Raw genomic sequence first — 21819 nt, forward strand, 5'->3', positions numbered from 1 at the left:
TTAACATCTTAAGTAAACAATCGAACGCTGGCAACCTTGATTACCCTGATACGCGAAATTCACGCCTTTCGGCTGTTAAGATTGATGCGTCCCCGTCCACTGCCCACCCCGATGAACCGTACGCTCGACCATCGCAACCTGGCCATGCTGCTGCTCGAGGCCCGCGAAACGCTGATGGGTCTGTTCCGCCCCATTCTCAAGGAATTCGCGCTGACCGAACAGCAATGGCGGATCATCCGCGTGCTCGACGGCGAACCGGCGCAAGCGCTCGAAGCAGGACAGATCGCGCGGCGCTGCTGCATCCTGAGCCCGAGCCTCACGGGCGTGCTGGAACGGATGGAGCGCGACGGCCTGATCACGCGCACGCGCGCGCAGGAAGATCAGCGCCGGCTGCTGGTGAGCCTGACGCCGCAAAGCAGGAAACTGGTCACGGAAATCGGCCCGCGGATCGACGAGCAGTACCGGCAGCTCGAATCGCGGTTCGGCGAGGACGGCCTCGAAGACATCTATCGCGCGCTCGACCGGCTCATCGAGCTCGGCGGCAACACGTGATGACGGCCCCCGTTCCCGCCAGCCGCGGGAACGGGGGCCGGTGCGGCGCGGGCGGTCAGTGCACCGCGCCGCGCATCAGCTCGGTCACGGCCACGCCGCGCGACGTGCGCATGCATTCCTCGACGTAATCGATGAACGGCAGCGGCTCGAAATCGATTTCGTCGCGCACGCGACGGTTGTCGAACACGCGATCGACCGTCGCGAATTCCCCGCAGCGCTGCAACGCCCGGCCGATTACGCGCTCGAGTGCCGGATCGGTTCGCCCGAGCACGTCGCGCACCACGAGCGGCAATTCGGCCGGCGCACACGCCGCGTAGCGCGGTGCGCCGGTCATCCCCGCCGCCTCGTCCATCGCGCGCACGATCTGCGCGACCTGCGGCGCCTCGTCGCCGGCCGACACGTGATACAGGTCGTGTGCGAGCGTCGGCTTGACGGCCAGCAGCATCGTCGCGCGCGCCACGTCGTCGACCGACACGATATCGATGCGCGTCATCGGTCGCGCGGTGAAGCGGCGTGCGGCATGCGCCAGCCGGAACATCCAGAACGAATTCGGCGCGGGCCGCGTACCGAGCACCGTGTGGCCGACCACATGCGACGGCCGCACCACGACGAGCGGCAGCCCGAGCGCACGCAGGCGCTGCTCGGTTTCCGCCTTTGCGTGCAGGTAGTCCGCGGCGAGCACCGCGCCCGGCAGGCCTTCTTCGTCGCGCGCGACGTCGTTCGCCGCGTCGCCCGCCGCCTCTTCCTGCACGATCCCGCCACGGCCCGCATGCGCGTAGGCCGTGCCGACGTAGACGAAGCGCAGCAGGCGCGGCGCCCGTGCAAAACGCTCGGCGAAGCGCACCGCATCGGCGATGTCGGCCCGCAGGTGCGCGCCGTCGGCCGGCGACGCATGGCCGGCGCAGTGAATCACGTGCGTCGCGGCGGCGAGGCGCGGTGCGTCGGCGCCCTGCCACACATCGCCGAGCGCACCGACGATCACGTTCGCGTCGGTCAGGCGCGACGCCCAGTACGGCGCCAGCCCCGCGCGCAGCGCCGCTTCGCGCAGCCGCGCGACGGCATGGCCGCGATCCTGCGCGCGCACGACGCAGACGATGCGGTCGAGCAGCCCCGCATTGACGAGCGCCGTCAGGACGGTACTGCCGATGAAGCCGGTTGCGCCGGTCAGCACCAGCCGTCCGACGTTCGCCGCCGCGACCGGTGCGCTGGCCGGCGACACGAGGCTCGTCCGCCAGTTGAGCGACAACGCGGTTTTCCAGATCAGCACGATAGTCTCCTTCGAAGAATCGGCCGGGCGGCGCGGCGCCCGCGGTTGCGGGCTGCGCACGGCTCACCGGCCGGGCCGGGGCCTGACGCGCGCCCCGGCAGTCCCGATCGGGCGTGCGGCCCGCGATCGCGTCGATCGCGTCTCTGGCACGAGGCGGCGGCAGCCGCCGAGGACGGGCGTCCGCGGCACTGGATCGGGAATATCTCAGTGTGGGGCCCGACCGCAGGCAAGTCTGTCCCGAAAGTTTCGTGAAAGTGTGCCGATTTGTATGCGATTGTCGGAGTCTGTCGTCCAGCAATGCAGTCGGAACGCCGCAACTTCCGGTCGCGCCGCCCTCCGGCATGGCGGAACCGCGTCGGCCGGCCCGGTTTCCGCGGCCGGTCGCGCGCGACAGATCGACGCGCCTCGCGGCGATGTCATCCCATGTCTCGAAGATCGACCGGGCCCTGATCGGTGCCGCGATCGCCGTTAGGCGTGTGCCTGCGCGCGCTGCCGGAATAACCATGAATCGTCAGACGTCGTTTCATCTGAAACCGCAATGAACTCAATTCGGATTTATTGAGGATTATCACTTGCGTTTCACACCAGTCTATCTAGACTGATCAAGTCAAAACGGTCGAATGTTCATTTTTTGGAGACGATCACAATGCGCCTCACCATTCGGATTAATGGCAGCGAATCAGCAACCCGAAACTCGTTCGCGGTACTGTGGGTCGACACCGACGAAGGACTGTGGTCGCGCGAGGCACATCAGGGCATCGATCTTCCGGCCTGGGGCAAGGTCCGCGACGTCGAGGGTGCGATGGCGCTCTGCGCGGCTGATGGCGGGAATGCCGTGTGCCAGTTGAAGGGACTATCGTTCGGTGCGACCCAGCGCGAACAGGGCTCCGCCGTACTCGCCGGCAATCACCCCGGTGCATGGCGGCTGCAGGCGGTCGATCGCTGCACGAGCGAGCCGGAATACCGGGAATTCATTTCCGTCACCCGGTAGAAATGATCGACGTAATTCGTCTGCGGTTTTCGGGTTTATTCCGGTTTCAGTGATATTCATTTCGATATTCAGTATTAGCGGCGCCCCTTTTCGGGGCGTTTTCATTTTCTGGTGCAAATAAATAATCGCGAGCCGGGCAATTGACCGCGCGCCGGGGGGCAGTCGGCATCGATTGTCCAGGAGATCGTGTGAGCGGATCGACACGCGCAGAATCGGCCGCCTTCATTCGCCTGCTGCGTCGGTGAAACTCCGCTTCCGCCCTCTTTTCGTACGCCCTGTTCCGCCCTTTGCCGGATCGCCGATTTGCGGCTTTTCACGGGGCCGGAACATACTTTCCCCACACGGCGTTTACTCATTTATTACAATCGCATTATTCAGACTGACTCGCCGCCCTTCGGCGGCCCGACCCGGCCATTGCATGAGCGTGAAAAAGAAGACCCACCCCGCCGATCCGTACGCGGCCGCGACCAAGAACCCGATGCTCGCGTCGCGCCTGCCGATGTGGCGCTCGAAGCTGATCGTGATCATCGTGTTCCTCGCGTTCGCCGCGCTGATCGGCCGCGCGTTCTGGGTGCAGGTCGCGAACAAGGAGTTCTACGTCGGCCAGGGCCAGAAACGCTACCAGCGCACGATCGAGCTCGACGCGACGCGCGGGCGCATCGTCGACCGCAACGGCGCGATGCTCGCCGTCAGCCTGTCGACCTATGAAATCTGGGCGAACCCGAAGCAGGTCGCCGACACCGACTACCCGCAGATCTCGAAGCTGCTCGACATGCCGCTCGTCGAGGTCAAGCGGCGCCTCGGCAACGACAAGACATTCGTGCTGCTCAAGCGGCAGGTCGACGCCGACACCGCAGGCAGGCTCGACAAGCTCGCGATCGACGGCATCACGCAGATCGCCGATTCGAAGCGCTTCTACCCGGAAGGCGAATCGGCCGCGCACGTGGTCGGCTTCACGAACGTCGAGGACAAGGGCCAGGAAGGCGTGGAGCTCGCGGCGAATGCGCGCCTGTCGGGCACGTCCGGGCAGCGCGAGGTGATCCGCGACCGGCTCGGCCGCATCGTGTCGGACACGCGCCCGCTCGTCCCGGCGCAGCATGGCGCGACGATCGAGCTGACGATCGACCGCCGCATTCAGCAACTCGCGTTCAGCCAGCTCAAGGCGGCCGTGATCGAGAACAACGCGGTGGCCGGCAGCGTCGTGGTGCTCGACGCGCAGAACGGCGAGATCCTCGCGCTGGCGAACTACCCGACCTTCGATCCGAACGACCGCGCGCGCCTCACCGGCCAGCAGTTGCGCAACCGCGCGGTGATCGACACGTTCGAACCGGGCTCGACGATCAAGCCGCTCGTCGTCGCGCTGTCGATCGACGAACGCAAGGTCACGCCGAACACGATCATCAACACGTCGCCGGGCACCTACAAGATCGGCCCGGCCGTGATCCACGACACGTCGAACCACGGCTCGCTGACGGTCTCGCAGGCACTGCAGAAGTCGAGCAACGTCGCGCTCGCGAAGCTCGCGCTGAACCTGCCCGCCGAAACGATCTGGAACAAGTACCAGGAATACGGGATCGGCCGCGCGCCGGAACTGACGTTCCCGGGCGTCGCGTCGGGCCGGCTGCGCGGCTACAAGCGCTGGCGGCCGATCGAGCAGGCGACGATGGCATACGGCTACGGCCTGTCGATGTCGCTGCTGCAGATCGCGCAAACCTATACGGCCTATGCCGGCGACGGCACGCTGCACCCGGTGTCGCTGCTGAAGAACGGCACCGACCAGCAAACGATTGACGCGCATCGCGGCCACCGCGTGACGTCGCCGCAAACGGCCGCGTCGATCCGCTCGATGCTCGAGATGGCGGTCGGCGAAGGCGGCACGGGGCGCCGCGCGCGCGTCGACGGCTACCGGATCGGCGGCAAGACCGGTACCGCGCGCAAGCAGGTCGGCGCGACCTATGCGAAGGGCAAGTACCGCGCGCTGTTCGCGGGGATGGCACCGATGAGCAACCCGCGCCTGATCGTCGCGGTGATGATCGACGAGCCGCGCGGCAAGGGCTACTACGGCGGCACGGTGGCCGGCCCGGTGTTCGCGTCGGTCACGAGCGGGTCGCTGCAACTGCTCGGCGTGCCGCCCGACGCGCCGGTCGAGCCCGAGAAGACGCCGCCGGCCAAGCCCGCCGCGCCGCAGAAGACGGTGGCCGCGCCGCAAGCGGCTGCGCAAACCAGGACGGCTGCGGCACCGAAAACCGCCGCGCCGCTGAAGACTGCCGCGCCGTCGAAAGTACCGGCACAGCCGGCCACCGCGGCCGGATGAGCGCGGCACGTCCCCGCGACACGGCGCCCGCCGGCGCGCGCGGCACACCGGCGGCCGCCGGCCGCCGCGCATTTCCCCGCCATCGGGCACTGTCCCACTTTCTAGGAACACCGCGCATCATTTGAGCGTTCCCGCTCGCTCCTCCTACAATTTTTCCGCGTGTCGGGCAGCCCTGCCCGTGCGCGCGACTACAAAAAAGGAGAGAGACGCATGCGATTCCAATGGAAGACGCTCGCACTGGCCATCGCGAGCGCGGCACTGGTCGGCGGGGTACCCGCCCATGCCGCCGACCCCGCCGACGTGAAAATCGGCTTCCTCGTCAAACAGCCGGACGATCCGTGGTTCCAGGACGAATGGCGCTTCGCCGACCAGGCGGCGAAGGAAAAGCATTTCACGCTGATCAAGATCGCGACGCCGAGCGGCGAAAAGGTATCGACCGCGCTCGACAGCCTCGCCGCGCAAAAGGCACAGGGCGTGATCATCTGCGCACCCGACGTGAAACTCGGCCCCGGCATCGCGGCGAAGGCGAAGCGCGCGGGGATCAAGCTGATGTCGGTCGACGACCAGCTCGTCGACGGCCGCGGCGCACCGCTCCAGGGCGTGCCGCACATGGGCATCTCCGCGTACAAGATCGGCCAGCAGGTCGGCCAGGCGATCGCGGACGAGACGAAGCGGCGCGGCTGGAACCCGGCCGAGGTCGGCATCATCCGGATCGCGTACGACCAGTTGCCGACCGCACGCGAACGCACGACCGGCGCGGTCGATGCGCTCAAGGCCGCCGGCTTCCCGGCCGCGAACGTGATCGATGCGCCAGAAATGACGGCCGACACCGAAGGCGCGTTCAACGCGGCGAACATCGCGCTCACCAAGCATGCGAATTTCAAGCGCTGGGTCGCGTTCGGCTCGAACGACGACACGACGGTCGGCGCGGTGCGCGCCGCCGAGGGGCGCGGCATCGGCGCGGACGCGATGGTCGCGGTCGGCATCAACGGCAGCCAGATCGCGCTCAACGAATTCGCGAAGCCGAAGCCGACGGGCTTCTACGGCTCGATCCTGCTGAATCCGCGCCAGCACGGCTACCAGACGAGCATCGACATGTACGACTGGATCACGAAGAACCAGGCGCCGCCGCCGCTCGTGCTGACGTCCGGCACGCTGATCACGCGCGACAACGAAAAGCAGGCGCGCGCCGCGCTCGGCCTGTGAGCCGGCACAAGGAGCCGACATGACACGCACCACCCTCGTGACGGGCGCCGCCGGCGGCATCGGCCAGGCGCTGTGCCGCACCTTCCTCGCGGCCGGCGACCGCGTGCTCGCGCTCGATCGCGACCGCGCGGCGCTCGACCGCTTCATCGATACGCTCGGCGACGCGCACGTAACGCCGGTCGTCGACGACCTGACCGACGCCGAGCGGCTGCAATCGACGCTCGAATCGCATCCGCAGGCCGACGTGCTCGTCGCCAACGCGGGCACGGCCGCGTCGACCACGCTGCGCGACACGACGCCCGCCACCTGGCGCACGGATCTCGACGCGAACCTGACGGCCACCTACATGAGCGTCGAAGCCGTGCTGCCCGGCATGCGCGCACGCGGGCGCGGCGCAATCGCGATCATCGGTTCGGTCAACGGCGTGCATGCGCTCGGGCATCCGGCGTACAGCGCGGCGAAGGCCGGGTTGATCAGCTACACGAAATCGCTCGCGATCGAATTCGGCCGCGACGGCGTGCGCGCGAACATCGTGCTGCCGGGCACCGTGAAGACACCCGCATGGGAAGCGCGCGTGCAGCGCAATCCGCAGGTGTTCGAGCAATTGAGGAAGTGGTATCCGCTCGACGATTTCGCGACGCCGGACGACGTCGCGCAGGCCGCGCTGTTCCTGTGCTCGCCGGCGGCGCGGATCATCACGGGCGTCGCGCTGCCCGTCGACGGCGGCCTGCTGGCCGGCAATCGCGTGATGGCGCAGGAGCTGACGCTCGAGACGTTCTACTGAAACCGAAGCACGCGGCGCCGGCGGCCGCGCGGGCCGCCCGGCGCGCTGCCGTGCGCCGTCAATGCGCGGCAGCGACCGGCTTCGCCATCCTGCCGAGCACGTGCTCGGTCATCCCGCGCGCGAGTTCGGTCTCGCCCATGAACACGGTGCCGATGCCCTCGTTCGACAGCAGCGCGGCCTCGTCGCCGCTGTTCGTGCACAGCACGACCTCGAGCGCCGGGTTGAGCGTGCGCGAGATCTCGACGATCTGCCGTACGTCGAACACATCGGGCAGCGTGACGACCAGCATCCCGGCGCGCGCGATATGCGCCTGCACGAGCACGATCGGCTCGATCGCATCGCCCGACACGGCGGCAACGCCTTCCGCGCGCAGTTTCTCGACGAGCTCGCGATTCTGCTCGACGACGACGTACGCGATGCCGCGCTCGTCGAGCGCATGGGCGATCCGCGTGCCGACCTTGCCGTAGCCGACGATCACGACCTGCCCGGTGAGATGCGTCTGCGGCGTCGACATCGGCAGCGCGGCGAGCGGATCGTCGCGCGCCTCGAGCTTGCGCGCGAACGCCGAATGCTTGCGGATCCACGCAAGCGCCGGATCGATCATCGCGAACAGCAGCGTGTTCATCGCGATCGAGATCAGCGCGACCGCGAGGATCAGGCTCTGCCCCTCGGCCGACAGCAGCCCGAGCGCACGGCCGAGCCCCGCGAGGATGAACGAGAACTCGCCGATCTGCGCGAGGCCCGCGCCGACCGTCAGCGCGGTATTCAGCGGATAGCGGAACGCAATCACGAGCGCGACCGCCGCGAGCGTCTTGCCGATCACCACGATCGCCGCGACCTCGATCACGTGCAGCGGCTCCGCGAGCAGGATCTTCGGGTCGAACAGCATCCCGACCGAAATGAAGAACAGCACCGAGAACGCATCGCGCAGCGGCAGCGTCTCGTCGGCCGCGCGCCGGCTGAACTCCGACTCGCGCATCATCATCCCGGCGAAGAACGCGCCGAGCGCGAACGACACGTCGAACAGCTTCGCCGCGCCGAACGCGATGCCGACCGCGGCCGCGATCATGCACAGCGTGAACAGCTCGCGCGAGCCCGTGCGCGCGACGAGCCACAGAATGCGCGGGAACACGCGCTTGCCGACCACCAGCATCAATGCGATGAACGCCGCGACCTTCAGCATCGTGACACCGAGCGTGCCCCACACGCTGCCGCCGGCCGCGTGCGCGTCGCCGGGCGGCGTGCCGCCGAGCAGCCCCGCGACGGGCGGCAGCAGCACGAGCACGAGCACCATCACGAGATCCTCGACGACGAGCCAGCCGACCGCGATGCGCCCGTTGACCGTCTCGACGAGCCCGCGCCCTTCGAGCGCACGCAGCAGCACGACGGTACTCGCCACCGACAGCGCGAGCCCGAACACGAGCGCCGCACCGACGCTCCAGCCCCAGGTGAGCGCGAGGCCGCCGCCGAGCAGCGTGGCCACCGTGATCTGGACGATGGCCCCCGGCAGCGCGATCTTGCGCACCGCGAGCAGATCGCCGAGCGAGAAATGCAGGCCGACGCCGAACATCAGCAGCATCACGCCGACTTCGGCGAGCTGCTGCGCAAGCGACAGGTCGCCGACGAAACCGGGCGTGCCCGGGCCGATCACGATCCCGGCGAGCAGATAGCCGACGAGCGGCGGCATTTTCAGCAGCGACGCGAAGTAACCGAAGACCATCGCGAGACCGAAACCGGCCGCGAGCAACGCAATCAGGCTGATGTCATGAGGCATCCCCCCTCCCGAGTTCTTGTAACGATTTAGTAAGGTTCAAGAACGAAAGGATAAGGGATGAGGCGGAAGAATGGCGCGCCGCCGCGAAAAATTCACGCGGCGGCGCGCCTTGGCGGGGTACAACCCCGGCGAATCGAAAGGCACCGCGCGGATCACGCGGCGCCTTGAAGCACATCGGGCAGGCGGGGCTGGCGCCCCGCCGCCCCCGTCAGCGCGACGCTTGCGGGAACCGCGCGCCCGGCGGCGGTTCGGGCCGGGTCGATGGCACGCTCTTGCGCACCTTCGCGACCTGCGCCGCGGTCACCGGCGCCCCCGTGTTGCCCCAGCTCGTGCGCACGAAGTTGGACACGTCCGCGACTTCCTGGTCCGACAGGCGCCAGCCGAACGGCGGCATCGTGAACGTCGACGGCGCGGTGCGCGTGCCCTGCAGCGCGCTGCCTTCCAGCACGACGTGGATCAGCGAGGTCGGATCGTCGCCCTGCACGACCGGGTTGCCGGCGAGCGCCGGGAACACGCGCGTGTAGCCATGGCCGTCGCTGCGGTGGCAGGCCGTGCAGTTGTCGCGATAGACGGCCGCGCCCGGCTTGCTCGCATCGCCGGCCTGCAGGGCCTGGGCAGCCGCCGCGTCGTACATGTGCGGCTGCTCGCCCTGCACGCGCGGCGGCAGCGTCTTCAGGTAGCGCGCGATTGCGTTCAGGTCGTCGTCGGTCATGTGCTGCATGCTGTGGCCGACCACGTCCGTCATCCCGCCGAATGCCGCCGTGCGCAGCGTGCGGCCCGTCTTCAGGAACTGCACGATCTCGGTTTCGTTCCACGTGCCGAGGCCCGTGCGCGGCTCGCCGCGCAGGCTCGTCGGCACCCAGCCGTCGATCGCCGCACCGCCGGCCAGGAAGTCCGGGCCGTCCGCGTCGGTCAGCCCTCGCTCCTGCATCGTCGGCGCGCGCGGCGTGTGGCACGCGCCGCAGTGGCCGAGACCCTGCACGAGATACGCGCCGCGCGCGACCACCGGATCGGTGTACGGCGCCGCGTCGAACGGCTTCGGCGTCGGGGCGAACATCTTGCGCCAGATCGTAAGCGGCCAGCGCATCGACAGCGGCCACACGATGTCGACCGCACGGTTCTCGTGCTCGACGGGCGCGACGCCGTGCATGAAGTACGCGTACAGCGCCTTCATGTCGTCGTCGGTCAGGCGCGCGTACGACGGGAACGGCATGGCCGGATACATCGTGTCGCCGTTCTTGCGCACGCCTTCGCGCACCGCGCGCGTGAAGTCCTCGTAAGTCCAGCCGCCGAGGCCCGTCTTCGGGTCCGGCGTGATGTTCGTCGAATAGATGCCGCCGATCGGCGTGTCGAATTTCAGCCCGCCCGCGAACGGCTTGCCGCCGCTCGCGGTATGGCACGCGATACAGTCGCCCGCGCGCGCGAGGTATTCGCCGCGCTTGATCAGGTTCGCGTCGGCGGATCGGGCCGCGGGTGCAGTCACCGGGCCGGAAGCCGCCGCAGGCGCAGCCGGCTGTGCGAATGCCGTCGAGCCTGCGAAGCCGAGCGCGGCCCAGGCCGCGCCGGCCGCCAGCGCGCGCGACATCCGGCGCGCGACGTTGTGGTTCATCGTCCTCTTCATACGGTCACCAGCGGAGCGGGATTTTTCAGGTATTGCTCGCGGATCGCACGTGCCGACCAGTAGGCCAGCGCCGCGATGATCCCGGTCGGGTTGTAGCCGATGCCCTGCGGCAGCGCCGATGCGCCCATCACGAACACGTTGTGCACGTCCCAGCACTGCAGGTAACGGTTCAGCACGCTCGTCTTCGGGTCGGTGCCCATGATCGCGCCGCCGACGAGGTGGGTCGTCTGGTACGCGCGCGAATCGAAGTGCTTGCCGAACTCGCGCGTCGACACGCCGATCGCCTTCGGCCCCATCGCCTCCGCGATCTTCTTCATCTGCCCGGTCACGTACTGCGCCATCTTGATGTCGTTGTCCTTCCAGTCGAAGGTCATCCGCAGCAGCGGCTGGCCGTACGAATCGCGATAGGTCGGATCGAGGTCGAGGTACACGTCGCGATACGACATGTTGGTGCCGTGCGCGTCCATCGAGATCGTGTGCGCGTAGTTGTCCTTGACCGCCTTCTTCCACGCCGAGCCCCACTGCGGCGTACCGGGCGGCGTCGCGATGCCGCTGATCGGCTTCACGCCGGCCTGGTTCACCCACAGCGGCGAGCCGCCGACGAAGCCGAGCGGGCCGTGGTCGAAGTTGTCCGCGTTGAAATCGTCCACCGCGACGCCGTTGCCGCCCGCGCCGATGAACGGATTCGTATAGGTGTCCTTGTCGAAGAATGCCTTGATCGTCGACAGGTTCTGGTACGCGAAATTGCGACCCACCACGCCTTCGCCCGAGATCGGGTCGTACGGCTTGCCGATGCCCGACAGCAGCAGCAGGTGCACGTTGTGGTACTGGAACGCGGCCACGATCACGAGATCGGCCGGCTGGTGCACTTCACGCCCGGCCGGGTCGACATAGGTCACGCCCGTCGCGCGCTTCTTCGTGTCGTCGAGGTCGACGCGCAGCACGTGGCACTTCGAGCGCAGCTCGAAGTTCGGCGCCTGCTTCAGCGCGGGCAGGATGTTCAGGTTCGGCGACGCCTTCGAGTACATGTAGCACGCGTAACCGCTGCAGTAGCCGCAGAAGTTGCACGGGCCCATCTGTACGCCGTACGGGTTCGTGTACGGGCCCGACGTGTTCGCCGACGGCAGCCGGTACGGATGCAGGCCGAGCGACTTCGCTGCATCGGAGAAGCGCTGCGCCGAATACGTGTTGAGCTGCGCGGGCAGCGGGAAGTTGTCGCTGCGGTTCGCTTCGAACACGTTGCCGTCGCCGACCACCTTGCCGCCGACCTTGTACGCCTGCCCCGACGTGCCGAACACCTTCTCCGCGAAATCGAAATGCGGCTCGAGCTCGTCGTAGGTCACGCCGGTGTCCTGGATCGTCATCCCTTCGGGGATGAACTTCTTGCCGTAGCGCTCTTCATAGTGGCTGCGCAGGCGCAGCTCTTCCGGCGTGATCCGGAAATGCACGCCCGACCAGTGCAGCCCCGCGCCGCCCACGCCTTCACCCGGCAGGAACGCGGCGAGCTGCCGGTACGGCAGCGCGGTGTCCTGCAGCCCGTGGCGGATCGACACCGTCGTCTTCGACAGGTCGAGGAACAGCTTCTTGCGGATGTTGTAGGTCAGTTCGTCGATCGTGTTCGGATACGCGCCGTCCGGATAGGTGTCGCGATACTCGCCGCGCTCGAGCGCGACCACGTTCAAGCCCGCTTCGGTCAGTTCCTTCGCGAGAATCGCGCCGGTCCAGCCGAAGCCGACGATCACCGCATCGACATGCGGTTTTTTCTCTGCGGCCATCAGCTGCGCTCCCCGTTGATCGAGACGGGGCCGTACGGATAGGGCTTGCCGCTCTGGTTGACGAAATCCATGAAGTCCGCGCGTGCGCCGGGAAAACCGATCATCTTCCACGCGGCCATGTCGTGATTGCCGCCATGCACCGGATCGCAGAAATAGCCTTCGCGCGTGTTCTGCAGCAACTGGCCGAAGAACACGCCGGGCGGCACGTCGTCGATCTGCGCGCCGCCCTTCTCCAGCGCGCCGAGCACGGTGTCGCGCGTCGGCGCGTCGAGATCCGCGAACGCCTTGCCGTGGGTCTTCTCGCAATAGCGGTTGACCGCCGCGATACCGAGCCGGTAGATGTCGCGCGGCACCAGCTTCAGCTGGTAGCCAAGCTCGGGCACACCTTGCTGGAACGGCCCCTGCATGTACCAGGTCGCGCCGTGCGCATACGGCGTCTCCATCTGGCGGTCGATGAATTCGGGCACGCCCGATTCGAGCGCGCCGGGGCCTTCGGCGTCGGCCGGAATCAGCCGGTCGACGGCGGCCTGGACGAACGCCCATTCCTTCGCATCGAAGAAGGTCGGCTTGTACGGGGCGCGTTCGGCGCTGGCTGATGCACCGGGCGCGTTGCCGGTCGTCGCGGAAGGCGACGACGAGCGCAGGTCGCAGCCGGCGACCGACGCGATCGGCACGAGCGCGACCGACGTGCGCAGGAAACGGCGGCGCGAGTTGGGTTTGTCAGGTGGCGTGGACATGGTCGGATGTTGATCGTTGGGGATCTCGGGGCCCGGACGCGCGCACTCCGCATGCGGCATGTCCGGCATGGCAGCCTTGCCGCAACCGGCTGGCCGTCCTGTTCTTTCGTCTGTTGCGAACAACCTCGATGCAGGCGCCGCCCGTGCAATGCGCGGCAGCGCCTTCATGCGGCCGCGCATCGCGCCGGTTCAGGCTGCGCTGCACGGATCGGCTTCTTTGTGAACCCTATCGTCTGACAAATACCGGCATCTGCCTGCATCTGCCCCTCATCGCTCATGACCCTCATTCAACTTAGACGTCGCGTTTGCCGACAGCAAGCGCAACGTGCACGACCCTCTTTCGGGCCCGGCGACAAGTGCCGCGAATTATATATGGAACCGGTTCCATTCAAATGTACACCAATGCAATTCAATGCATCGAAAATCGCAACAATTGAAAAATCCGGAAGCCGGAACGCGAAAGGATTCGCGCGATTACCCGCCGACACGGGCGTCAGGCAAAGGATTGTCGTGTGTCGGGTTTCGCGGAAGGCTGTGGCTTTCCAGCCACGCGGCGCACCCGTGGGTGCCGGTCTGCATCGCGCTCTGGTAGCCTCCGCGTCTCATGAGACCACAGAAGAATGAACTGCCGGCGGTCGACGCGACCCGCATCAGCCGAACCCTCAGCTACCTGCTGCGCCACGCGCCGCAAACGATCGGGCTGCGGCTCGACCCGGAAGGCTGGGCCGACATCGACGAACTGATCGCCGGCATCGCCCGCCTGGGGCATCCCGTCGATCGCGCGACGCTCGAAACCGTCTGCGCGACCAACGACAAGCAGCGCTTCGCCCTGTCCGACGACGGCCGACGCATCCGCGCGGTACAAGGCCATTCGACGCCCGTCGTGCAGCGCCGCTATCCGGCCGCGCAACCGCCCGAGCGCCTCTATCACGGCACCGCGACGCGCCTCCTGGATTCGATTCGGGCGCAAGGGCTGATACCCGGCGCCCGTCATCACGTGCATCTGTCGCCTGACGTCCGGACCGCGCTGGCCGTCGGCACGCGCTACGGCGTGCCCGTGATTCTCGAGGTCGATGCGCAGCGCATGCATCGGCAAGGCCACACGTTCTTCGTCGCCGAAAACGGCGTATGGCTGACGGATGCCGTGCCGGCTGAATACCTTACGGAGCGGGACGCGCCTGCGCGCTGAGACGCGCGTTCACCGCGGCCAGAACATCGACGCGATGGACAGCGCCAGCGCCGCGCACAGCGGCGAGTAATACAGTGTGTCCATCCGTGCGAAACGCGACCCGCGAATCCGCTTGAAGAAGCCGACGTAACGGAAATCGCCGACGGCCCGCACCGCGAAGATCAATGCGAGCGCAACGACCGCGAACGAGATCGTGCCGGGATACGGGTTCGGCCCCAGCCAGCCGGCACGCGCGGCAACCACGCACGCACCGCCCAGCAATGCCGCCGCGACGGCGAGCGTGCCGATGGCGGTCGGCCGCAGCAGCGGCTCGCCGTCCTGCTCCGGAATGGCCGCACGCTTGCCGCGCCGCCCGCCCAACGCCCAGTACACGTGAATGAGCGCGATCGCGCAAAGCGTCGGCACGCTGAAATACGCCCCGGTCATGTCGGTCAATGCCCTCGTCTCGTTGTGTCGTTATCTCGACGTGCTGCCGGCAAAACGCCGGCGCGCGGCCCCGGGCCGCGACACACATGACGATACCGAAACCCGGCAACACGCGCATTGCGACCTCCGGTCGCAACCCGCCACGACGGATGTTGCAACGCAGTGCGCGCGGGCCGGCCGCTTGACTTCCCTCCGCGCGCTACTACCCTGTTATTCCAGTACCGCGGTCGATACGCATCCGCGCGATCGGCCGCACGGCGCACCTGCACGACAACGATAACGAAGGCCATGGAGGCGACTCATGCTGATCGGCGTGCCGAAGGAGATCAAGAACCACGAATACCGTGTCGGCCTCACGCCGGCCGGCGCGCGCGAACTCACTCGGCACGGCCACCGCGTGCTGGTGCAGCGCGGCGCGGGCACCGCGATCGGCCTGCTCGACAACGACTACACGGCCGCGGGCGCATCGCTCTGCGACGGCGCCGACGAAGTCTTCGCGCGTGCCGACATGATCATCAAGGTCAAGGAGCCGCAGCCGGCGGAATGCGCGATGCTGCGACGCGGGCAGATCCTCTACACGTACCTGCATCTCGCGCCCGATCCCGGACAGGCCGCAGCACTCGTGAAGTCAGGCGCCGTCTGCATCGCGTACGAAACCGTGACGGGCCCGGGCGGCGGCCTGCCGCTGCTCGCGCCGATGAGCGAGGTGGCCGGGCGCATGTCGATCCAGGTCGCGGCGACCCACCTCGAAAGCCCGCGCGGCGGGCGCGGCCTGCTGATGGCCGGTGTGCCCGGCGTGCCGGCCGCGCACGTCGTCGTGCTCGGCGCGGGCGTGGTGGGCACCGGCGCACTGCAGATGGCGGTCGGCCTCGGCGCGCGCGTCACCGTGCTCGACACCAACGTGAACCGGCTGCGCCAGCTCGACCTCGTGTTCGCCAACCGGATCGCGACCGTCTGCTCGAACGCGCACACGATCGACGAAGCCGTGCGCGATGCCGACGTCGTGATCGGCGCCGTACTCGTGCCGGGCGCATCGGCGCCGCGGCTCGTCACGCGCGACATGATCGCGACGATGCGCACGGGGGCGGTCGTCGTCGACGTCGCGATCGACCAGGGCGGATGCTTCGAGACTTCGCATGCGACGACGCACGCGGACCCGACCTTCGTCGTCGACGGCGTCGTGCACTACTGCGTCGCGAACATGCCCGGCGCGGTCGCGCGCACGTCGACCTTCGCGCTGAACAACGCGACGCTCGGGCACGCGCTCGCACTCGCCGACAAGGGCTGGAAGCAGGCGATGACCGACGATCCGCACCTGCGCGCGGGCCTGAACGTGTGCGACGGGCATATCACGTACGAAGCGGTCGCGCTGGCGCTCGGCCTGCCCTACGTGCCGGCGGCCGGCGTGCTGGCATGACGTGACCGCCTTCTCGCACGGCGGGCGGCTCGCGCCCGCCTGCCGCGTTCATGCGCCCTTCGAGCCGCGGCGCCTGGACGCGCCGTCTACTCCCATCGTGCGTGCAAGCAGCGGCCTCAATTGCGCGAGCGTGCGCGTGTTCAGCACGTCGGGCCGCGTCAGCCAGCCGCGTCGCGCCTGATCGACGCCGTATGCGAGATTGTCGAGTTCGTCCGTGCTGCACGCATCCGAGCCGATCGCCACCGGCACGCCGGCCTTCGCGGCCTCGCGGCACCAGATGTCCGGCAGGTCGAGCCGCCGCGGCTGCGCATCGAGTTCGACGAAACAGCCGCGCGCCGCGGCATGCGCGATCACGCGTGCCACGTCGAGTTCGCATGCGGCGCGCTCGCCGAGCATGCGGCCCGTCGGGTGCGCGAGAATCGTGAAATGCGGCTGGTCCATCGCGCGCAGCACGCGCGCGGTCTGCGCGTCGCGCGACAACTCGAAGCCGTCGCGTACCGCACCGACCACGAGATCGAGCCGGCCGAGCAACGCGTCGGGCACGTCGAGGCTGCCGTCCTCGAGAATGCCGGCCTCCACGCCCTTGAGCAGCACGAAATCGTCGAACGACGCGTTCAGGCGGTCGATCTCGTCGAGTTGCCGGGCAAGCCAGTCGAAGCCGTTGCGGCCGCCGCCGGCATCCGGTGCCCGGTCGGTGATGGCCAGGTACGCGAATCCGCGTGCGCGTGCCGCATCGGCCATCGCGCGCACGCTGTCGCGGCCGGCCGATGCGTCGGTATGCGCATGCAGGTCGCCATGCACATGCTTGCGCTCGACCAGCGCCGGTAGCGCGCCCGCGCGCGCCGCGTCGATCTCGCCACGATCCTCGCGCAATTCGGGCGGAACTTCGTGCAGCCCGATCGCCGCATACACCGACGCCTCGGTCGCGCCGGCAATCCGTTCGTCGCCACGAAACACGCCATATTCGTTGATCTTCAGCCCGCCGGCCTGCGCGATCCTGCGCAACGCGATGTTGTGCGCCTTCGATCCGGTGAAGTAGACGAGCGCCGCGCCGAACGCATCGGCATCGACGACGCGCAGGTCGACCTGCAACCCGCTCGCGAGCACGACGCTCGACTTCGTCTTGCCGTGCGCCAGCACGCGCGCCACCTCGCCGTAGCCGACGAACGCGTCGGCGACGGCCTGCGGATCGCGTGCGGTGACGAGGATGTCGAGATCGCCGACCGTCTCGCGGCGGCGGCGGAAGCTGCCGGCCGGCACGGCCTTGCCGACACCCGCAATCGCGCGCAGGCGTTCGAGCAGCGGCAGCAGCGCGTGCGCCGCATCCGGCAGCAGGAAGCGTTGGGGTTCGCGTTGCAGCCGGTCGTCGATCGCTTCGAGCAGATGGGCTTCGGTTTTCGCGCCGAAGCCGGGCAATTCACGCACGTGCCCGCTCTTCGCCTCGGCGCGAAGCTGTTCGAGCGAATCGACGTGCAGCGCGTCATGCAGCGCTTTCACGCGTTTCGCGCCGAGCCCCGGCACGTCGAGCAGTTCGACGATCGCGCCCGGCAGTGCGTGACGCAGCGTTTGCTGGAGTTCGCAGGTGCCGGTCGCGGCGATCTCGCGCAGCTTCGACGCGAGATCGGGCCCGATCGACGGAATCTTCCCGAGATCGTCGCCGTTCGCGATCATCGTCGCGATATCGCGCCCGTAGTCGGCGATCGTGCGCGCGGCGTTGCGATACGCCCGCACCCGGAACGGATTGGCGCCCTGGATCTCGAGCATGTCGGCGATCTCGGCGAACACGGCCGCACACCCGGCATTGTGGATCGGCATGATCGGCGTGGCTCCCTTCCACGTGGATGGTGCCGCGCGCGTGCGCGACGCCGTCTGCCCGCGCGGTGCCGCATGCCGACGCCGCCGGGCGCACGTTCGTCATCGTACGCCGGCCGTGCGTCGCGTGCAGCGACGTTGCGGCGCGACGTCAGAGGGTGGCGCGCGGCGTCGTGGCGTAGTGCCGCTCGTAGATCGACTGGCAATGCGTGCAGCGTTCGGCGGCCGGGCGCGCCAGCAGGCGCTCGTAGCCGACCGAACCGTCGCAGTCGATGCATTCGCCGTAGCTGCCGTCGCGCATCCGCTGCTGCGCGCGGCCGACCGCGCGCAGTTCGGTCAGTTTCATGCCGATCAATGCGTGATCGACGTCGACGAACAGGTCCGCATTCGCCTCGTCGCCCTCGTCCGGCGCCGCGCCGGCGAGATCTGCATAGGATTCCGACGCGCGCTGGTCTTCGCTCGTGCGTATCTCCGCACGTAACGTCTGCTCGCTCTCGTTCAGCCGCTGTTTCAGCGTCTGCCGTTGTTGTGCGTCGAGCGCCATGGCCGTCTCTCCTGTTCCGGGTTCCGCGCGGAAAATGGTCGCGCGCAGTGTCGCGCCGGTGTGCGGCGGGCAAGGTTCGACCGGCGCCGCCGCGCCACGGATACGCGCCCGGACGCATCAGGCGCCGGACGCATTCGATGCAGGATAAACCCATTGCACACGCGTGTGTTGACCGGAATCAGCGTGCCCCGCGATGCACGTGAAGGCTTGCGGAAACTGGGGACGGACGCGAAAACACGATGCAGGATTCACGCCGCAACGCCCGTCAGCGCAGCCGCAGCGCAGCAATTCGCCGCATGATCGCGTCTGTCCTTCGGTTCGGCATCGATCCACCGACGGATTTGCCGGCGTGATTTACCGCACCGGACGATTCGCAATCCTCAAAAGGCATTCCGGCCGATGAACCCTCGCACGACCGTCAACAGGATGATCTTCATGTCGAACCAGAAGCTCCAGTTCTGCATGTAGAACAGGTCGAACTTGACGCGCGCCTCCATCGCCTCGACCTTGCGCGTCTCGCCGCGATAGCCGTTCACCTGTGCCCATCCGGTGATGCCGGGCCGCACGCGGTAGCGGTACATGTAGCAGTCGATCAGTTGCCGGTAAAGGTCGTCGTGTTCGATCGCATGCGGACGCGGGCCGACGACCGACATCTGCCCGAACAGCACGTTGAAGAACTGCGGCAGCTCGTCGAGCGACGTGCGCCGCAGGAACGCGCCGACGCGCGTGATGCGCGCATCGTTGCGCGATGCCTGCCGCACGACGCCCGGTTGTGCGCGATGCACGCGCATCGTCCGGAACTTCAGGATGTCGAACTCCCGGCCGTCGACGCCCTTGCGGCGCTGCCTGAACAGCACGGGCCCCGGCGACGACAGCTTGACCGCGATCGCCAGTATCGACAGCAGCGGCAGCAGCGGAATCAGCACACCGAATGCGAACAGCCGGTCGAACGCGAACTTCGCCCACAGCTCCGGGGCCGAGCGCGGCGTGGTCGCGAGATTGATCGCCGGCATGCCGAGCACGTCGGTGGCCGAGCGATCGACCATCGCCATCTGCCGCACGTCGGGCAGCAGCCGCAATTCCACGAACTCGTCGCGCAACTCACGGACGATGCGCTGGATCCGCCACTCTTGCGACATCGGCAGCGTGAGCCATACCTCGTCGATCTCTCCACCGCGAATCAGGTCGCGCAGTGCGTTCCAGTCGTCGATCACCGGCACGCCGCCGATGCCGCCGGCGGCAGCCGGCGCGTCGTCATCGAATACGCACGCCGCCACGAAAGGGCCCTGCGGCGCGAGCTGCATCCGCTCGACCGCGACACGCCCGTACGCCGTCGCACCGACCACCGCGACGCGGCGCTGCCGCGCGCGCGGGTCGTCGCGCGTCAGTGCCAGCGCCAGCAGCGCGGCACGGCCGAGCAGCAGCGCCGCGTCGCCGGCCAGCACCGTGCGTGCGATCCAGCGTGTCGTGATCGTGCCGCCGCGGTTCATGATCCACATCGCGGCGCCCACCGTCAGCACGCTCGCGCAGACGAGCGCCACGATCGTCTGCGTCAGCGCATGCGTGCCGCCTTGCGGCGCCACGCTGCCGCGCACGGTGCGCAGGTAGCGCGGCAGCAACGCCACCGTCAGCACGCACAGCAGCGCGATCGCGCCGCGCTGCGCGTCGGACAGCGCGCGCCACGCGAGGCCCGAGGCCGCCTGCGCCGCGAGCGCGCCGGCCAGCACGAGTACGGCGTCGGTCGCTGCGATCGCGGCACGCCGCATCGCATTCGTTCCACCGAACCTCGGCTGCATCGTCACGCACCATGTGCGGGGAACCCGCGATGCCCGTCCGGCATGCGGGGCCGAACGGGTGTCGGCCTCGCCGTCTCGCGGGTGCCGAGCAGCCTGCGATAGTCGGCGCGAATCAGGTCGTAGCATTCGCACGCGTGATGTTCGAGGCCGTCGCGGTCGAGCACCGTGATGCGGCCGCGGCGCTGCCGGATCAGTCCGGCTTCCTGCAGGTTGCCGGCCGCTTCCGTCACGCCTTCGCGCCGCACGCCGAGCATGTTCGCGATCGTCTGCTGCGTGACCGCCAGTTCGTCGCCGTCGATGCGGTCGTGCGCGAGCAGCAGCCAGCGGCTGAGCTGCTCGCTGACCGAGTGATGCCGGTTGCACAGCGCGCTGCGCGAGATCTGCGCCATCGCGGCCTGGCAGTAGCTGAGCAGCAGCCGGTAGGTCGCCGGCGACCGCTCGAATTCGGCGCGCATCACGCAGCTCGGCACACGATAGGCCATCCCGCCGATGCGGACCTCGATCCGGTGCGACGCCGCGGCGCCACCGACCAGCGTCGCCAGACCGACCACTCCCTCGCGGCCGACCTGCGCCACCTCGACCATCGCACCATCCTCCATCAGGTGCTGCACCGACATCATCGACGTCGTCGGGAAATGCACGTGGCGCATCGGTTCGCCGACCCGCTCGAGCATCCCGGCCTTGATCCTGACCAGTTCGAGATGCGGTGCGATGGTGCGGATGCTGTCCTCCGGGAGGGCATCGAGGATGGCATTCGCCGAGTAGCTCGAGTGAAGATGAAGCATGTCTGTATCCCTTTTATCGTTCGCGCCGCATGCAGCCGCGGGCACGGAACTCGTTATCGCGATGCGCGCCCGGACGTCGGCGGTGGTTGCGGCCCACAACCCTGATTCCGACCGACCCTCGGCTCATTGCCGCCGGATCGAATCGGCCGTCCCGTTTCGACACGCCAGCCCGAATAAGCGATTTACGTGCCAAACCTTGCCCATCCTTAATATGTGAATCACGCCCGATTTAGATCGCCCGAATTACCGGCTCAAAACCAGAAAAAGCGTCTCATTTCCGGACACTCTTCCGGGCGCCGGACACCGCGAGCTATTTGACTGATCATTTCCCCTGCATCGAACCAAGACAGATACGGCGGGGCTGCCAGGCTTGTCGCTCATATACTTACAGTCGATTTTCAATTGTTTCCGTGATGTGCCCTGCAGCACTTCGCTGCGGCATCATGCCTCGCACGGCCGTTTGAAACTGTCTCAAATTTGAATCGATACACTAAATTCAGGCTCTGTTGCCTGACGCACATTTCGCTCGTACACAATTGATTTTTATGGATATTTTTGCGAGCGTCATTCGATTGTCAAATAATGTTCAATGTCCGCCCGGCACTTTCGCCGCACGAAGCACGGCACCGTTCGATTGATTCCCGTTCGACATCGAATGAATGTCAAACGTCCCATTCGATTTCCGGATGATTAATTCCACTAAAACGAATCATTAAATCCGGATAACATTCCCGCCCGCCAAAAATCGTCAAACTTTGTGAAATGACGCAATGTGCAATTGATCGAATTCAATGGCGTGTTAGCCTTTTCGCGAGTATCGTCACTCCAT

17 protein-coding genes are annotated in these 21819 nt (G+C 67.5%); 7 read left to right on the forward strand and 10 right to left on the reverse strand.

The window, feature by feature from the left end:
- Window positions 1-111: 111 nt before the first annotated feature.
- Complete coding sequence (hpaR, locus tag ABIC51_RS07380; RefSeq protein WP_021164054.1) at window positions 112-552, forward strand: homoprotocatechuate degradation operon regulator HpaR; 441 nt, start codon at window positions 112-114, stop codon at window positions 550-552.
- A gap of 55 nt (window positions 553-607) precedes the next feature.
- On the opposite strand, the gene ABIC51_RS07385 is transcribed toward hpaR, so the two are convergent.
- On the reverse strand, window positions 608-1819 hold the full coding sequence (locus ABIC51_RS07385) for an SDR family oxidoreductase (protein WP_021164053.1): 1212 nt from the start codon (window positions 1817-1819) through the stop codon (window positions 608-610).
- Between the two features lie 646 nt (window positions 1820-2465).
- Here ABIC51_RS07385 and ABIC51_RS07390 point away from each other — a divergent pair.
- The 4 genes from ABIC51_RS07390 to ABIC51_RS07405 all read left to right on the forward strand — a co-directional run bounded on the left by ABIC51_RS07390 (window position 2466) and on the right by ABIC51_RS07405 (window position 7114).
- Window positions 2466-2810 (forward strand): DUF3564 family protein, encoded by a 345-nt coding sequence (locus ABIC51_RS07390; RefSeq protein WP_027791429.1) that lies wholly within the window; start codon window positions 2466-2468, stop codon window positions 2808-2810.
- 418 nt (window positions 2811-3228) lie between these two features.
- Window positions 3229-5124 carry a peptidoglycan D,D-transpeptidase FtsI family protein gene (locus tag ABIC51_RS07395; RefSeq protein WP_027791428.1) on the forward strand — a complete coding sequence of 632 codons (1896 nt, stop codon included), beginning with the start codon at window positions 3229-3231 and terminating at the stop codon, window positions 5122-5124.
- A 210-nt stretch (window positions 5125-5334) separates the two neighbouring features.
- Entirely contained in the window at window positions 5335-6330 is a 996-nt protein-coding gene (locus ABIC51_RS07400; protein WP_175860992.1) for an arabinose ABC transporter substrate-binding protein, read from the forward strand.
- A gap of 19 nt (window positions 6331-6349) precedes the next feature.
- The gene (locus ABIC51_RS07405; RefSeq protein WP_059485031.1) at window positions 6350-7114 is read left to right on the forward strand and encodes an SDR family oxidoreductase; all 765 of its coding nucleotides are present in this window, start codon (window positions 6350-6352) and stop codon (window positions 7112-7114) included.
- Window positions 7115-7172: 58 nt separating this feature from the next.
- Here the strand turns inward: ABIC51_RS07405 and ABIC51_RS07410 are convergent, their stop codons facing one another.
- From ABIC51_RS07410 to ABIC51_RS07425, 4 genes are all read right to left on the reverse strand, one after another.
- Window positions 7173-8888 (reverse strand): cation:proton antiporter domain-containing protein, encoded by a 1716-nt coding sequence (locus tag ABIC51_RS07410; RefSeq protein WP_021164046.1) that lies wholly within the window; start codon window positions 8886-8888, stop codon window positions 7173-7175.
- 208 nt (window positions 8889-9096) lie between these two features.
- Window positions 9097-10509 (reverse strand): cytochrome c, encoded by a 1413-nt coding sequence (locus tag ABIC51_RS07415; RefSeq protein WP_175898005.1) that lies wholly within the window; start codon window positions 10507-10509, stop codon window positions 9097-9099.
- Window positions 10506-12284 carry a GMC family oxidoreductase gene (locus tag ABIC51_RS07420; protein ID WP_021163240.1) on the reverse strand — a complete coding sequence of 593 codons (1779 nt, stop codon included), beginning with the start codon at window positions 12282-12284 and terminating at the stop codon, window positions 10506-10508. Before ABIC51_RS07420 ends, ABIC51_RS07415 begins: the two co-directional genes overlap by 4 nt.
- Complete coding sequence (locus tag ABIC51_RS07425; protein ID WP_060207677.1) at window positions 12284-13021, reverse strand: gluconate 2-dehydrogenase subunit 3 family protein; 738 nt, start codon at window positions 13019-13021, stop codon at window positions 12284-12286. Before ABIC51_RS07425 ends, ABIC51_RS07420 begins: the two co-directional genes overlap by 1 nt.
- A gap of 604 nt (window positions 13022-13625) precedes the next feature.
- Between ABIC51_RS07425 and ABIC51_RS07430 the strand changes: the two genes are divergently transcribed.
- Entirely contained in the window at window positions 13626-14210 is a 585-nt protein-coding gene (locus tag ABIC51_RS07430; protein ID WP_175898006.1) for an RNA 2'-phosphotransferase, read from the forward strand.
- A gap of 9 nt (window positions 14211-14219) precedes the next feature.
- Here ABIC51_RS07430 and ABIC51_RS07435 read toward each other — a convergent pair whose 3' ends face one another.
- Window positions 14220-14636: a DUF3995 domain-containing protein gene (locus ABIC51_RS07435; RefSeq protein WP_027791422.1), complete on the reverse strand. Its 417-nt coding sequence runs from the start codon at window positions 14634-14636 to the stop codon at window positions 14220-14222.
- A gap of 301 nt (window positions 14637-14937) precedes the next feature.
- Between ABIC51_RS07435 and ald the strand changes: the two genes are divergently transcribed.
- The gene (gene ald / locus ABIC51_RS07440; RefSeq protein WP_027791421.1) at window positions 14938-16053 is read left to right on the forward strand and encodes an alanine dehydrogenase; all 1116 of its coding nucleotides are present in this window, start codon (window positions 14938-14940) and stop codon (window positions 16051-16053) included.
- Window positions 16054-16101: 48 nt separating this feature from the next.
- Here the strand turns inward: ald and polX are convergent, their stop codons facing one another.
- The 4 genes from polX to ABIC51_RS07460 form a co-directional block, all read right to left on the reverse strand.
- Window positions 16102-17868, reverse strand: coding sequence for a DNA polymerase/3'-5' exonuclease PolX (gene polX, locus ABIC51_RS07445; protein ID WP_175898007.1), 1767 nt, complete (start codon window positions 17866-17868; stop codon window positions 16102-16104).
- A gap of 148 nt (window positions 17869-18016) precedes the next feature.
- Window positions 18017-18409 (reverse strand): TraR/DksA family transcriptional regulator, encoded by a 393-nt coding sequence (locus tag ABIC51_RS07450; protein WP_034196043.1) that lies wholly within the window; start codon window positions 18407-18409, stop codon window positions 18017-18019.
- 380 nt (window positions 18410-18789) lie between these two features.
- Window positions 18790-20205 (reverse strand): undecaprenyl-phosphate glucose phosphotransferase, encoded by a 1416-nt coding sequence (locus ABIC51_RS07455; protein ID WP_404841756.1) that lies wholly within the window; start codon window positions 20203-20205, stop codon window positions 18790-18792.
- Window positions 20206-20207: 2 nt separating this feature from the next.
- Window positions 20208-20990: a Crp/Fnr family transcriptional regulator gene (locus ABIC51_RS07460; RefSeq protein ID WP_027791417.1), complete on the reverse strand. Its 783-nt coding sequence runs from the start codon at window positions 20988-20990 to the stop codon at window positions 20208-20210.
- Window positions 20991-21819 lie beyond the last annotated feature (829 nt).

Origin of the sequence: Burkholderia sp. 572 (genome assembly GCF_040545135.1) — a bacterium.
Taxonomy (GTDB): domain Bacteria; phylum Pseudomonadota; class Gammaproteobacteria; order Burkholderiales; family Burkholderiaceae; genus Burkholderia; species Burkholderia cepacia.